At 44.6% G+C, this 15,111-nt stretch carries 15 protein-coding genes; 1 reads left to right on the top strand and 14 read right to left on the bottom strand.

The window, feature by feature from the left end:
- Positions 1–4 precede the first annotated feature (4 nt).
- Positions 5–1,207 (top strand): succinyldiaminopimelate transaminase, encoded by a 1,203-nt coding sequence (gene dapC, locus Q9291_RS08025; protein ID WP_306389507.1) that lies wholly within the window; start codon positions 5–7, stop codon positions 1,205–1,207.
- Positions 1,208–1,447: 240 nt separating this feature from the next.
- Here the strand turns inward: dapC and Q9291_RS08020 are convergent, their stop codons facing one another.
- From Q9291_RS08020 to Q9291_RS07955, 14 genes are all read right to left on the bottom strand, one after another.
- Complete coding sequence (locus Q9291_RS08020) at positions 1,448–1,966, bottom strand: FxDxF family PEP-CTERM protein (RefSeq protein WP_306389506.1); 519 nt, start codon at positions 1,964–1,966, stop codon at positions 1,448–1,450.
- A gap of 320 nt (positions 1,967–2,286) precedes the next feature.
- Positions 2,287–3,261 carry a UDP-glucose 4-epimerase GalE gene (gene galE / locus Q9291_RS08015; RefSeq protein WP_306389505.1) on the bottom strand — a complete coding sequence of 325 codons (975 nt, stop codon included), beginning with the start codon at positions 3,259–3,261 and terminating at the stop codon, positions 2,287–2,289.
- 19 nt (positions 3,262–3,280) lie between these two features.
- Entirely contained in the window at positions 3,281–4,447 is a 1,167-nt protein-coding gene (locus Q9291_RS08010) for a nucleotide sugar dehydrogenase (protein ID WP_306389504.1), read from the bottom strand.
- 3 nt (positions 4,448–4,450) lie between these two features.
- Entirely contained in the window at positions 4,451–4,999 is a 549-nt protein-coding gene (gene rfbC, locus Q9291_RS08005; RefSeq protein ID WP_306389503.1) for a dTDP-4-dehydrorhamnose 3,5-epimerase, read from the bottom strand.
- Positions 5,000–5,887 carry a glucose-1-phosphate thymidylyltransferase RfbA gene (gene rfbA, locus Q9291_RS08000; protein ID WP_306389502.1) on the bottom strand — a complete coding sequence of 296 codons (888 nt, stop codon included), beginning with the start codon at positions 5,885–5,887 and terminating at the stop codon, positions 5,000–5,002.
- A gap of 21 nt (positions 5,888–5,908) precedes the next feature.
- Positions 5,909–6,796 (bottom strand): dTDP-4-dehydrorhamnose reductase, encoded by an 888-nt coding sequence (rfbD, locus tag Q9291_RS07995; RefSeq protein WP_306389501.1) that lies wholly within the window; start codon positions 6,794–6,796, stop codon positions 5,909–5,911.
- Positions 6,793–7,848: a dTDP-glucose 4,6-dehydratase gene (rfbB, locus tag Q9291_RS07990; RefSeq protein ID WP_306389500.1), complete on the bottom strand. Its 1,056-nt coding sequence runs from the start codon at positions 7,846–7,848 to the stop codon at positions 6,793–6,795. Before rfbB ends, rfbD begins: the two co-directional genes overlap by 4 nt.
- Before the next feature lie 34 nt (positions 7,849–7,882).
- The gene (locus Q9291_RS07985; RefSeq protein WP_306389499.1) at positions 7,883–8,986 is read right to left on the bottom strand and encodes a DUF1972 domain-containing protein; all 1,104 of its coding nucleotides are present in this window, start codon (positions 8,984–8,986) and stop codon (positions 7,883–7,885) included.
- A gap of 293 nt (positions 8,987–9,279) precedes the next feature.
- On the bottom strand, positions 9,280–10,374 hold the full coding sequence (locus Q9291_RS07980) for a glycoside hydrolase family 99-like domain-containing protein (RefSeq protein ID WP_306389498.1): 1,095 nt from the start codon (positions 10,372–10,374) through the stop codon (positions 9,280–9,282).
- Positions 10,347–11,570, bottom strand: a complete 1,224-nt coding sequence (locus tag Q9291_RS07975) for an oligosaccharide flippase family protein (protein ID WP_306389497.1) — start codon at positions 11,568–11,570, stop codon at positions 10,347–10,349. Before Q9291_RS07975 ends, Q9291_RS07980 begins: the two co-directional genes overlap by 28 nt.
- Positions 11,561–12,799 carry a glycosyltransferase gene (locus Q9291_RS07970; RefSeq protein ID WP_306389496.1) on the bottom strand — a complete coding sequence of 413 codons (1,239 nt, stop codon included), beginning with the start codon at positions 12,797–12,799 and terminating at the stop codon, positions 11,561–11,563. Before Q9291_RS07970 ends, Q9291_RS07975 begins: the two co-directional genes overlap by 10 nt.
- On the bottom strand, positions 12,796–13,485 hold the full coding sequence (locus Q9291_RS07965) for an acyltransferase (RefSeq protein WP_306389495.1): 690 nt from the start codon (positions 13,483–13,485) through the stop codon (positions 12,796–12,798). The genes Q9291_RS07970 and Q9291_RS07965 overlap by 4 nt, the downstream gene beginning before the upstream one ends.
- Positions 13,482–14,138 carry an SGNH/GDSL hydrolase family protein gene (locus Q9291_RS07960; protein ID WP_306389494.1) on the bottom strand — a complete coding sequence of 219 codons (657 nt, stop codon included), beginning with the start codon at positions 14,136–14,138 and terminating at the stop codon, positions 13,482–13,484. Before Q9291_RS07960 ends, Q9291_RS07965 begins: the two co-directional genes overlap by 4 nt.
- On the bottom strand, positions 14,131–15,111 hold the full coding sequence (locus tag Q9291_RS07955; RefSeq protein ID WP_306389493.1) for a glycosyltransferase family 2 protein: 981 nt from the start codon (positions 15,109–15,111) through the stop codon (positions 14,131–14,133). Before Q9291_RS07955 ends, Q9291_RS07960 begins: the two co-directional genes overlap by 8 nt.

Below are 15,111 nucleotides of genomic sequence, written 5' to 3'. Positions count from 1 at the left end.
CCCTATGAATCCACATTTAAATTTGCTTCAACCCTACCCGTTTCAGCGCTTGCGTGATTTGTTTCAAGGAATTACCCCAAATTCTCAACTGAGTCCTATCAATCTGTCGATTGGCGAGCCCAAGCATGCAACGCCAGCCATCATTACAGAGGCCTTGAAAAACAATCTGGCCGGATTAGCCAGCTATCCTACCACAGTAGGCATGCCAGCCTTGCGCGAAGCCATCAATGCATGGTTGCAACGCCGCTATCAAATCCCTGCACTCAATATTGACAAAGCAATCCTGCCGGTCAATGGCAGCCGCGAGGCCTTGTTTGCTTTTGCGCAGGCGGTGATTGATACCAGCCAATCCATACAGCCGGTGGTAATTTCACCCAACCCGTTTTACCAGATTTATGAAGGCGCAGCCTTTTTAGCTGGCGCCCAACCTTACTTCGTCAATACGACTGCCGAGAATGACTACGCCATGGACCTGACACAGGTGCCTGCTGACATCCTGAAGCGTACGCAATTAGTGTATGTTTGCAGCCCAGGCAATCCCTCCGGAAAAGTGATGGATATTCACGCATGGAAAACCTTATTTGAATTATCTGACCAGTATGGTTTTGTGATTGCCTCAGACGAGTGTTACTCTGAAATTTACTTTGATGAAGCGAATCCGCCAATCGGCGCTCTGAAAGCTGCACACTTATTGGGCAGAAACTACGAACGGCTAGTGATGTTCAGTTCACTCTCTAAACGATCCAATGTGCCAGGCATGCGGTCAGGTTTTGTTGCAGGTGATGAGACTATTATTGAAAAGTTCTCCTTGTATAGAACTTATCATGGTTGCGCCATGAATCCTGCAATTCAGGCCGCCAGTATCTCGGCGTGGAATGATGATGCGCATGTCATCACAAATCGTTTGCTCTACCGTGAAAAGTTCCTTGCAGTCACCTCTATACTGCAAACTGTCTGGCCAAAAACACAATTGCCTGATGCTGCCTTTTATTTGTGGATAAATACACGTACAAATGACACTCAACTTGCAAAGCAATTGTATCAGGACCTAAACGTTACGGTTTTACCAGGTTCTTTTCTTGCCCGCGAAGCACATGGGAGCAATCCAGGAAAAGGATTTATTCGCATGGCATTAGTCGCTTCGACGGAGGAAACCATTACAGCAGCTCAACGCATAGCAAAATATTTAATGACCAATAGCGCTTAAAGTGCGCCTACTTCCATATAAATAATAATGCAAAACCAGTATTAGTTATTTAGGCTGCCGAATTAAGGAATGGGCATACAACAAAGTTTAGAACAGAAAAAGAGCCTGTAGCAATATATGCTCAGGCGCTTGCTATTGGTCAAATTATGGCTATTGGCAAACCATCACTACATTTAAACATTTATGCCCTGAAATTCAATACTTGGCATAAAAAACAAACATCAGATATTTTTGATATTTCTAGATTTTGTTAACTACATTATTTTTTCTATAGACTAAAGTGCCTATTGAAACCAAGCCTAAAAGCAGCATCAAGCTAGTCTCTGGTTCAGGTACAGGCAGTGATACCACGCTGGCATCCAGGCTGTATTTTCCACCGTAAACACCAGTTGTGATACCACTCACTTTTAAAGTGTAGGTACCCGTTGATAATGCTGAAGGATCAAGTATCTTATTATTTGCCGCGTCAAACAAACCATAGTTAAATCCGGCTGCACCATCCTGAAATTTAAAAATACTGATGGTGGTGAATGTGGGGGCGGTATACACAGACAAATTTTCATTAAACACTGTGACTGTATAATCAATACTACTCAAACCGGTCAATACAAAATTGTACAGGTCTGTAAATCTGCCTCCGGATGGATTTGCCACTAAATCTGTATTGCCGTAACCCAAGCTTACGGTTGCAGCCTCTGCATTCATTGCAAAAACAGAAAGTAGTGAGACAGCTAATATGCGTTTTGCAAATGCTTTCACGATACCTCTCCTCATAATTGAAAAATTTAATTTTAAAGCTCTTTAGATTACTTAAAATATGCAGAATGCAATTACTTCAAAAATAATAAGTATTACAAGCAAATTTTGCACCAAAAGCATAACTAATTGATAATTAATAAGAATCAGACCGCAGCCAATGATGAAGTCATAAATTCATTTATAACTACGTTTGATTTTGGTGCATAAGTATCTATTAACTTATGTTGTAGTAAATTCTACATAAAAATCACAGTGTTATATGAATTTTATATGAACAATTTACATATGCCGCTCTATGTCCCTGGTGCATTTTAGCTGTCTCATGATACCTGCTTGCACTCCCATTTCCATGCATGTGAAACAATTGACATCAGATCAGGATAATTAGGCATCCAGCCAAGCTTGCTATGTGCATGATGTGCATTGGCAACCAAGCGGGCAGGGTCACCCATTCGCCTTGGTCCATCAATTACTCGGATTGATTTGCCGCTCACTTGCTGCACGGCATCTAGCACCTCTTGAACCGAGAAGCCCTCTCCGTTGCCAAGGTTAAAGCAGTCACTTTCACCACCTTGCGCAAGATAATTCAATGCTGCTAAATGTGCGGAGCATAGATCTACGATATGTATGTAATCCCTAATACAAGTTCCATCTGGCGTGTCATAGTCTCGACCAAATACTTGTATATGCTCAAGCCTACCGGATGCTGCCTGCAAAATAAGCGGAATTAAATGGGTTTCCGGATTGTGACGTTCCCCCAACTCGCCATCTGGATCTGCTCCAGCTGCATTAAAATAACGCAAACACACTGACCGAAAATTGAATGCTTTATCATAATCAGCAAGAATTTGCTCAATCATCCATTTTGACCGGCCATATGGATTAATTGGGCGTCGGACATGTGCTTCATCGATTGGCACATAGTCAGGCTCGCCAAAGACAGCTGCTGTAGACGAGAAAATAAACTGCTTAACATCGTACTTAAGCATGACGTCGAGCAAGTTCAGAGTGTTAGTAACATTGTTACGGTAGTATATATCTGGTTTTTTCACAGACTCACCAACCTGTATGTAAGAAGCAAAATGCATCACTGCTTCAGGTTGATATTGTTGGAACACATGGTCCAAACAAGTGACATCAGCCAGATCTCCTTCAATAAAAACTCCGCCCAATACAGCATCACGATGTCCACTTGATAAATTATCCAAAGTAATGACATCGTGCTTGGCATTAAGCAACATTTTGACCATATGGGAGCCGATATACCCGGCGCCACCGACAACTAATATGCGCATTGTCACTTATCCTGACTACTTAATCACTTCCAAACAAGTCTCTGGTATACACTTTACTGAATACATCCTGCAGTTCTTTCGCATGACGATTAGCAATAATCACATCAGACATTTGCTTAAAGGTTTCTAAATCTTGGATGACTTTAGAATTAAAAAACTCAGCCTCTTCAAGGACTGGCTCGTAAACGACGACCTCAATCCCCTTTCCCTTGATTCGCTTCATAATGCCCTGAATAGAGGAAGCTCTGAAATTGTCTGAGCCAGCCTTCATGATCAAGCGATATATACCGACTACTTTGGGTTTTCTTTTCACAACACTGTCGGCAATAAAGTCTTTTCGTGTAGTGTTGGCATCAACAATTGCATTGATCAAATTCTGAGGTACTTGCGAATAGTTGGCCAGCAGTTGCTTGGTGTCCTTAGGCAAGCAATAGCCGCCATAACCAAAGGAAGGGTTATTGTAATGATTGCCAATTCTGGGGTCCATGCACACCCCTTCTATAATTTGTCTTGTATCGAGGCCATGCGATTCCGCGTAAGTATCCAGCTCGTTAAAATAAGCTACACGCATTGCCAAAAAGGTATTAGCAAACAGCTTGATTGCTTCCGCTTCTGAGCTATTTGTCAGCAAAACTGGCACCTCAGGCTTCAGGCAATTTCCTTTGAGTAAATTGGCAAAGGTTTGTGCCCGCTCGGACACTTCTCCCACAACAATCCTGGAAGGATACAGATTGTCATACAAGGCTTTGCCTTCTCGCAAAAATTCGGGAGAGAAAATCAGATTATTACAATGAAGCTCGGCGCTGATTTTTTCTGTATATCCAACAGGAATAGTCGATTTGATGACCATCACTGCCTCAGGATTAATAGCCATGACATCTTTGATTACAGCCTCGACCGAACGGGTATTAAAGTAGTTGGTTTCAGGATCATAATCGGTCGGCGTCGCAATGACCACAAACGCGGCCCCTGTATAGGCAGCGTGTTTATCTGTTGTGGCTGTAAAATTGAGTGCCTTATTGGCTAAAAAGTCTTCAATTTCCTTATCGGCAATCGGTGATTTTTTCTGGTTTAACAAAGCGACTTTTTCGGCCACAATATCCAGCGCAACCACCTCATTGCTTTGGGCCAATAATACAGCTAACGACAGGCCAACATATCCGGTACCGGCAATTGCAATTTTCATTATCTACCCTTCAAACTTATCTGCGTCATCAAAACTGAGTCCCTGTGCATCTTTGGCCGACAGCGAGGGTGTGCTCTGCAAAGGCCAGTCTATCGCGAGCGTGGGGTCATCCCACACAATGCATCGCTCGTATTGCGGCGCATAGAAGTCAGTCGTTTTGTATAAAAACTCCGCTGTTTCGGACAATACTAAGAATCCATGCGCGAAGCCTTCCGGGATCCAGAGCATTTTCTTGTTTTCGGCACTCAATATCTCACCAACCCATTGGCCAAACGTAGGTGATTTCTTTCGCAAATCTACTGCTACATCAAACACCTCGCCCTGGGTCACCCGCACCAGTTTGCCTTGTGCTTGCTGCACCTGATAGTGCAAGCCGCGCAATACATTTTTAGCCGATTTCGAGTGGTTATCCTGAACGAATCTCGGCCTCAGGCCAGTAGCTTCTGCAAACACGTTTTCGTTAAAGCTCTCGTAAAAAAAGCCACGTGCATCACCAAATACTTTAGGTTCAAACACAACAACATCGGGAATGACTGTTTTTTGCGCCTGCATTTAAAACACCTTTTCGTTCACAATTTGTATTAAATATTGTCCATATCCGTTTTTCTTGTACAGCTCGGCTTGCTTAAGCAAAGCTTCAGCCGTGATATAGCCCATTCTAAAAGCTATTTCTTCTGGACAAGCAACTTTCAGGCCTTGACGATTTTCAATGGTTTGAATAAATAGTGATGCCTCAAGTAAGGACTCATGCGTGCCGGTATCCAGCCAAGCATGGCCGCGCCCCATGACCTTCACATTCAGTTGATCTTGCGACAAATACTGTTTGTTAACATCGGTAATTTCCAGCTCGCCTCTCGGTGAGGGCTTCATATTCGCCGCAATATCACATACTTGATTATCATAGAAATACAAACCCGTCACAGCATAGCGTGATTTGGGATGTGCTGGCTTCTCTTCCAGACTCATCGCCCTGCCCTCTATATCGAATTCAACCACGCCATAACGCTCGGGGTCATGCACGGGATATGCAAATACGGTGGCACCTTCGGTTTGCATATTGGCGGCTTGCAAACCAGATGCCAAATCATGTCCGTAAAAAATGTTGTCACCCAACACCAGTGCGCTTGGGTGATTCTGAATAAAATCTTTACCGATAATAAACGCTTGCGCCAAACCATCCGGTGAAGGTTGAACCGCGTATTGAATATTGACGCCCCATTGTGCACCATCACCCAATAACTGCTCAAACCTTGGCGTATCTTGCGGTGTAGAAATCAATAAAATATCTTTGATACCGGCCAGCATTAATGTAGATAGCGGGTAGTACACCATTGGTTTGTCGTAGACAGGAATCAGTTGTTTGGATACCGCCTGAGTGGCCGGATATAACCGTGTACCGGACCCTCCCGCCAAAATAATGCCTTTTCTGGTATTGGTCATTGTTAACCTTTATTGTTCAGCTTATAGAATTTGTTGAAGGACATGCCTGACACCCTGTTGCCAGTGCGGCAAAACCAGATTAAATGTGCTCTGGAAATGTTGTGTATTCAATCTGGAATTTAGCGGGCGCTTTGCAGGCACTGGATAATCGCTGGTAGCGATCGGTTTGATCATTTCCGGTTTAACCTTGATCAGCTTGCCGGTTTTAATCGCTTCGCTAATTACAAACTGAGCATACTCATACCAATTGGTAATGCCAGAAGCAGTCACATGATACAAACCAAAGGGAAACTCAGCGCAACCATGCTGCTTGATTCTGCCGACCAACTGCGCAGTCACATCTGCCAGTAAAGCAGCCGCGGTTGGCGCCCCATATTGGTCGGCCACCACACTTAAGCTGTCTCGCTCCGCTGCTAATCTGAGCATGGTCTTTGCAAAATTACCGCCATGAGCGCCCACCACCCAACTGGTTCGCATCACAAGGCTTTGTGCACAAGCATGCATTAAAGCCAGCTCACCATCACGTTTGGTTAAACCATATGCATTCTGAGGATTGGTTGCATCACTCTCATTGTAAAAAGCCTCACCCACACCTTCAAACACATAATCAGTGGAGTAATGAAAAACAAAAGCTCCCAGTTTGGCCGCTTCCTCACCAATAATGCGTGGTGCATCAGCATTGATTTTTCTTGCCAGATCCAGCTCAGCCTCTGCTTTATCCACCGCTGTATAGGCCGCAGGATTAATGATGCCATCAGGCTTTATCTTTTGAATAAAAGAGCGCAGTTCTGATGCGTTAGAAAAATCACAACTCGCACTATCCGTTGCAATCACTTCTGCCAAGGGTGCCAGACTCCTTTGTAACTCAAAACCAAGTTGTCCATTGCAACCAGTCAACAGCAGCTTCATTGGTATTGTTGCTCCACCCATTGACGATACTGGCCACTGGTGATGTTATCCACCCAAGCCTGATTATCCAAATACCATTGTACGGTTTTTTGTATACCTGTTTCAAAAGTCTCTGCAGGTTTCCAACCCAGTTCTTTTTCTAACTTACTGGCATCGATGGCATATCGACGATCATGCCCTGGCCTGTCTTTAACATACGTTATTTGCGTACTGTATGACTGACCATCATCGCGCGGTTTGAGCGCATCCAATATGGCGCACAAGGTGTGCACGACCTCGATGTTGGGTTTCTCGTTCCACCCACCCACATTATAAGTTTCTCCGACCACGCCGGCGGCTAATACGCGACGAATAGCCGTACAATGATCCTTCACAAACAGCCAGTCACGAATCTGCTGACCATCGCCATAAATTGGCAATGCTTTGCCATGCAAAGCATTGTGAATGACCAGCGGGATTAATTTTTCGGGGAAATGAAAAGGTCCGTAATTGTTTGAACAATTAGTCGTCAACACAGGCAAACCGTAAGTATGGTGATAAGCACGCACCAAATGGTCTGAAGCGGCCTTTGAGGCTGAATAGGGACTATTCGGCTCATAACGGTTGGTTTCACTAAACGCAGGGTCTTCCTTGCTCAATGAACCATAGACTTCATCGGTTGACACATGTAAAAATCTGAAATCAGCTTTATCAGCATCAGGTAATGCATTCCAGTAAGCACGCACAGCTTCCAGCAGATGAAATGTGCCTACCACATTGGTCTGAATAAAGTCTTCTGGCCCATGAATGGAGCGGTCGACATGTGATTCCGCGGCAAAATTCAAGACTGCACGTGGTTTATGCTTGGCAAGCAAGCTGGAAACCAGCGCATAATCACCAATATCGCCTTTTACAAAAATATGGTTCTTGTTATCTGCCACACTGGTCAGGTTATCCAGATTACCTGCATAGGTGAGCTTATCCAAATTAATCACTGGTTCATTTTCAATTGCCAGCCAATCCAACACAAAATTACTACCAATAAACCCGGCACCACCTGTGACTAAAATCATTGGGAACAAAACCTTTTTTAATTAACAATTATTATTATAGGTGAAATTCTTGGCGACTTAACAGCGCTTCGTATTGTTCCAATATAAATTCCCACCTAAATGCATTATCGAATCTTTTTCCGCCCTCTTTAGCCAGACGTTGAATTAATTCAGGCTTAGATAACAAACATTCAATTTTTTGCGCACAAGAGGGAACATCACTAAAATAGACTGCACCATCACCGCACACCCAACGATTATACTGATTGTCGTTAGCCAGCACAGCATTACCCGCACCGAGCGACTCTACCAGCGATGGATTCGTCCCGCCAACCTGATGCCCATGCACATAGAACAAGGCAAAATAACGCAGTGCACTCACCACTGCTTTTTCATAAATGGCCCCCACGAATACCACTTCATCCGATGCAGCATCTTTGACAGCAACATGATAAGCATGACTAAAATCGTAGTGCCCCAAAACCACCAGTTTCTTGCCACGTGGTTTTGCCGACCAAGCTTTTACAACCTCCAATATACTATTTTCAGGTTCTGCACGTGCGATTAATATCGCGTATTGCTGTGGTTCTAACCCATAGGATTGCAGTAAGGAAGCTTGTGCAGACTGTACCTGATCTGCACCATAAGGAATCATCGTGATTTTTTTCTGACTCACGCGTGTCATTAAGTGCTGCTTAATGACAGGGTGATCAGCTACAAGTTGGTTGGCCAACCAGCATCCCAGCCAGTCATTTGCCTTAAACCAGAGCTTTAATAAAGCACCCCACTTCTGGCGTTTCCATTCTATACCATCCATGTTCATGACGTTTTTGATACCAAGCACTCTCAATAACAATGCAAATACGGCTGTGTTATAGCCTAATGTTAAACACAATTCACGTCTTTTTATTGCATGCAAATGTGACTTCAAATCAAAAAATACAGAGGATAAAGGTGTGTCTCCTCGCACAGATACATGTATGCGATGGATGCCTTTCCAAGTATCTTCATAAATAGCCTCAGTTCCATTATGCTGGCAATAAACCACCACTTGCCACCCTCTTCTTTGCAAATAAATTGCAAGATGTTCGGCAAAAGTTTCAAAGCCACCGTGGGCGGCTGGAATTCCCCTGGTCCCTAATATACGTAGTGTTTTCATTTTAAAAAATCAAAATCCGGGTTTAAAAAATCGCCGCAACTAGCCTTTGTGTTTCATCCAAATGCATTTAAAAATCAATCAATTAGCGTACTTGATGATCTTCGTTCCAGTGCGCGCAAGTTTTTATATCACAGTAATGTGACGGAAATTAGTGAGGGTTCGATGTTGGTATCACGGAGGAAATTTTGGAGCGTATAAAATGACTTCACCCCTGGCCAATGACTGTTACGATCATTGGCCAGGGGTGAAAAATAGAGCACATTGATGGCTTTGCCACCGAAAACATAGAATGGTTAGTCTGCTGTAAATGCTTTTTTAATAGCCTTTAAATAATCAAATTGCATTTCTTTGGTAGGTTCAATAAATGAACCTTCCCCATATTCATTCCAGCAGCAAATCACCAGCATGTTGTTGCCTAGTTGCACCGCGTTTTTGGCAACACTGGCCTTTGCATCCTTCAAGTGTGCAGCAAAGTCCGCAGCAGTACTACCACAATCATCATGGAGCGGATCATCGCTGCCTCCCCAAGGTCGCTTGTCCCACCCGGAAGTAACTGGCGTAATGTAGCGCCTGTTGCTATCCGAAAACCAGTTCCATTGATATTGATATCCCAATCTTAGCTCGGTATAGCTATGCGCATTCCTTTCGGGGTTACTTGCAACTGTCTTCTTACCGGTATGATAGTTATAGGCGGAATATGCAAAATAACCATCGTTATGCACATTTTTTTGGAAGAACTTGTCATAGGCCCCCACTCCTCCAACAAACTTGATTCCTTTGAAACCATGGCGCTTTGCTAACGTGTTGGCCTCCAGAATCAGTTGCGGTGTCGTGTAGCCAAATGTACGTGCTTTTTCCTCAAGCAAATTAGCAGAGAAAATAAACACGACTGGATCTCCGTCAATTTTTTTATATTCTTTTTGTGCAAAATAATGTGTAATCCAGTAGCTGACAGCGGCTCGAAACTCATCGAGCGTTTTAGGCGATTCGTCATGATTAGCCCATAAAATTGCAAAATCAACCGAAGGTTTATTTTTTAGTGACAGATAGTTGAGAATGGCATGCTCATGCCTGGTTTTAAGGTTGGGAGTCCAATACCAGTCAAAAATGACATAGTTGATCCCATAACCGTGCATCCATTCCAGCTGTTGGGCAATGACTTGAGGATCGCCTTCGTCGTACCATCCAAGCAGCGGTTCGCGCGCTGGATAGGAACTGATTTTGGACCAGGGCTCTTTAACCCAGTTGCCGACTTCATTCTGCTTCCAGCCAGGGTAATAGTAGACACCGATATCGTATGCTTCGGCAGCATGGATAAGGTTCACGCCACTATTCAGAAGCGAGAAGAAAATTAGAAGTATCAGGCAGCGCCGTTGCGTATTGAACATTTTTTTATCAAATAGAAATAGGCACCCAAAACAAATACAAGGGCACCAACGTTGACGCCCAACCAACCGGCCAGTCCGAAGTATTGTATGGCAAGATAGCCAAGCGTGATCATCGCCAGCAACTGAACAAACACAAACAAAACCTTTTGAGCCTGTAAATTCTTGGCTACCAAAATCAGCCCTGCACCGGTTTCCATGAATCTAAGCCACAAGATAGCACCAAAAACCGGCAACCACTGACTGAGTGCAGCAAACTTTGCCCCAAATAATGTCGTAGTAATCCAATCGGCAAACATGGTCATCGCCAACATGGCCAACAATCCTATGGCACAAAACCCCAAAAACGTTTTGAAGAAGAGCAGTCCGGAAGTTTTGGGCAAATGCGTATAGGCGTAACTGACTCTGGGTAAAACAAGCTGCGCCAGCACAGGCGACAATCTGCAAACACCCAGTACAAGCTTCATGCCAGCCTGATAAATGCCCAGCGTTGTGGCACCTAACAGATTAAAAATAATGACGGCATCCAGCTGCGTATAGAGCGTACTCAATTTTATTTCCAAGGCATACGACCAGCCAGACTTGATCACCGTGAGTCCATCCTTGATACTCCCCGGCCGGACCCTTTGCCATACATGAGCAATATACATCGCAGTTAGCCACATACCCAGCAGACGCGAACATGCAAATGCCACACATACCGCCAGCAATGATTGCACTGTAAACAAGGTGCTCAGCATCACCACAATATGCACCAGTGAAGTGGCAGAGGATAAGCTGGCCTCTTGTTTATATTGCCCACGGACACGGAAGCCGAGGTTAAAAAACTCAGTGAAGGACTCTGCCACCTGCGCCACAAGCAAGAGACAAAAATACGTACGAGATTGTGCATCCGGAATCAAAAATAACAGACTCAATAAAGTCATCAGACACACCGCCATCGTCAAGATAAGTTTTGCAGTGAATACAGCACTCATCATGTTGCCGGCTGCAGACGGGTGATCGCCAAAAGACTTGAGCACCATGGTGCCAAAGCCAAAATTGACCACCATGCACAGAATGGTCGCAATGCTGAGCCAATATGTGAACTCGCCAAACATCTCTGGGCCGAGAAACCTGGCGATGATCACAAATACAGCCATCCCGGCCCCCAGTCGCAGGGCGTAGGAGAACACCACATACAGAAAATTTAGTTGCATCTGGATTTAAGATCTTCTGCAATGATGCGGCTTAACTGTTTCACTTTATCAATGCCAAAGTGTTGGCGAGCCAGCGTGCGACAGGCAAGATCAACCGCTCCGCCGTGAGCGAGGCTGTTAACAATGGCTCCGGCAAACGATTCAGCACTGTCCGCCACCACCACGGTATGTCTGATATCCTCCGGTAAGCCATGCGTGCCTTGTCGGGTGGTAATGACGACTTGATTGGTCATCAGCAAATCAAGCATCTTGACCATGACGCCGCTGCCAGTAGCAACCGGATTCAGTAACAGTGTTGCCTGACACATCAAGGCAAAGGCATCGGGCACATTCGACATGAGCTGAACATGCGAATGACGCTCGCAAAGCTCTACCAGAGATTGGACTGGAGACGATCCAGCGATAACCAACCTCACGTTGGGGTATTGATCAATCACCAATGGCAACACTTGATTGATCAAAAATAACACGCCTTGCACATTATTCGGCGTTCTCAGATTACCCAAAAATAATAAATCATATATTTTCGGTGCATTTCTGAGTCGTTCCAAAGTATCAGCATCCAGCAGTGCCGACTCGGGGATAGCGGTGAGGACCTCAATATGTCTGACCCCTTTTAACCGCCAGAAAGCAGCATCATCGCAAGAAATATCAAACACTCTTTTGGCTGCACGCAGCACATGCAGCTCATATTTTTCAATCAGGGAAGTATGCAAAAGTCTTTTAATCGAGGCGAATCGCGCATGACTGATACTCAGTTGTGAATACATATACTTGTACTCGATGTTATGTGAGCGATAATAAAAATCCTGTGGTAACACTTTATTTTCTATCAGTACTCGCAGTGTTTCGTAAATCCATAAACCTTCCACCAGCGTTACATCAGTGTTAATACTTTCTACAAACCTGCACAAATCATTCAAGGCACGTCTACCGGGTGTCCTGACAAGAGCATGATAAGGCACGCGTAAATAGAAACTCTTTATCATGCGCATGACATCGATCAACGGAGATCTTTTAATAGCAAGCCCATGCGACTGGATGCCTTTCAGCAGACACAGATGCTTGAAATCGGTGTGTTGCTGATGGTTGGCTGCATCATAAAAATAAACCAATGCAACTTGCACATGATCTTGCATTCGCAGTGCCTCCAGCTTGCGCCAAACATCTGCACGCTGACCTTTGTTAGCCGGATAAGGAATATCAGGCGAAAGCACAAGAATGTTCATAACCGTTTCTTGATAATTTTTGCTGGCACACCAGCGATGACCACATTGTCAGGTATTTCACCTTTAACCACAGCGCCTGCTGCGATCACGCATCCATTACCTACAACGGCACCATCCAGAAAAGTGACCTTAGCCCCGACCCAGCAATTATCCCCTACACGGATACCTTTACGATTAACACCTTGCTGCTTGATCGGTACATCCAGACGATCATAGTCATGATTTTCTGCATGAAAACTCACATACTGGCCCATGATGACATGACTGCCAATACTTACCCCGCCTCCACAGCCAAAAAATGAAAACGCCCCTACCCCAGAGTGGTCACCGATGGTTAAGCCCTTGCCCAGCCGAGTCATGATACCGGTCCCCTGAATAATGGTATAAGGGCCAATGTTCACATTGCGTCCCAGATGCACGCCCGACTCGGACAAGCCGTCAATAGTGACAAACTTCCCGATACTGACGCCAGTTTGCATAAAAATATGCTTCTTGTTTTTAAGGGTGACATGGCTGTCGATGAATATTTTTTTTGACGGGCATCCAAACATCAAAAAACCACGTATCAGGCTGCTGCATCTGTGCAGTGCAAGCATCAGCAGGCTGCCAGAGGATATGCGCACATCAATCTGATAGGGATACCCCTTGATTTTTGAAACAAGCGCGTTTAAAAGAAGTCTGATCATTTTATAATGCTCAGCTGTTTTGCGATTTTTCTGGCAATCTGATCCATCCCGGCATCACTCGGATGCTTGCCAACATCAGGATTTACCTGAGGGCTTGAAAAACTGGCAGTGAATTCAGGATGCGCACTTAAACCGCTGATATCCACAAAGCAGGCACCATTCAATGTACTCAGTTTTTTCAATAAACGATCGACGGTGGCACTAGACCACCAGGTACTGACGAAAATCACCGAAGCATCGTCACGGGGTAACCTTGCCAGGAGCTGTTCTAAATTTGAAGAAAAATCGGTTAAGTTCTGATTGTTTTTGACTGAAACATTATCGCCCAGAAAGATGACAATATAATCGTAATGGTTAGCTAAACGCTGCACTGTTTTAATATCGAACTGGTAAGCGGCCTCTCTCTCTATGCCAGACAGGTTGATGCGCGTGATATTGAAGTCAGCGGCTGACTCTGCCTGTTTTAAATACGCTGCCAGTCTGGCAGCATAATCTGTGTTCGCGCCAGAAGCCGCCATCCCCCAGTTGCCATTCCAGCCGATACTCTGTTTTGGCGCATGCAATGTGATGCTGTTCCCAATGAAAAGTATCTCTTTGGCTTGCACCTGGGTGGCAGCCAACAGCAAAAGTGACCATAGCATTTTCTTAATCATATGCACGCTTGCCGATTAAAACCGCCTGTACGATCGCGAGTCCTTTTGGCAGGTTTCCTTTAACTAAAAACTTAAGTGCCACAAAGAGAGAGTTGAATATCACGAACAAAACAAGCAAGGGATAGAATTTTTTCGTAAACAGGATCTTTGACCGATACAGATAATATAAAGACTTTGGGCTCCCGCCTTTGGCATCGGAGCCGATGCTCGCGCCATGTTTGTGATATACCACAGACTTTGAAGCGTAACCCAGTTTAAATCCCCTTAAAACAGCCCGATACGCCCAGTCATGCTCTTCTGAGTATAAAAAATATCGCTCATCCATCAGACCAACTACATCGATGAGTTGCCTTCTTACCAACATGGACGCGCCCACGACATAGGACATGTTTGCTTCAACTTCAGCCTCGCTCATGGCGCTTTTACCCAGCTGCTGAAAGGCGCCCAATGCGTATGAGGCGCCGGAACACTTATGATATTTAGCGCCTCCTAGTGCCTGAATAGTTTTTCTGTCATGTGCATAGACCAATGTCGAACCGCAAATCCCTGTTACAGGAGCACTGTCAAACTTCAAGACAAGTTCGGAAAGTGATTGCGGATCCACAATGCAATCGTTATTCAAAATCCAGTAATAGTCGGCATCTCCTTGTCGCTCGGCAAAGGCCAGTCCGATATTTACTCCACCGGCAAATCCCCGGTTGCTTCCAGTATGAATCAGTGTGATATTTTTGGGGTGATGATAGTTGTGCCGTGGCAAAAAATTCTGCTCTATCGATTCAAAGCCGTTTATTTTCTTATCTTCAAGCAACCCAATACAGAAAGCTTCAATGAATGCGACTGATTTTTTTTCGGAGGCATTATCACACACCACAATATCAAATTGCGCATACTCAAGATTTAACAGCGATGCAATACAGTCGCATGTGTCGCGTTCGCCGTTCCAGTTCAATAGAATGATATAGACTTTTTGCAT

The sequence above is a fragment of the Methylophilus aquaticus genome (assembly GCF_030769565.1).
Classification (GTDB): domain Bacteria; phylum Pseudomonadota; class Gammaproteobacteria; order Burkholderiales; family Methylophilaceae; genus Methylophilus; species Methylophilus aquaticus.
This window is presented reverse-complemented; position numbering and strand designations above follow the sequence as displayed.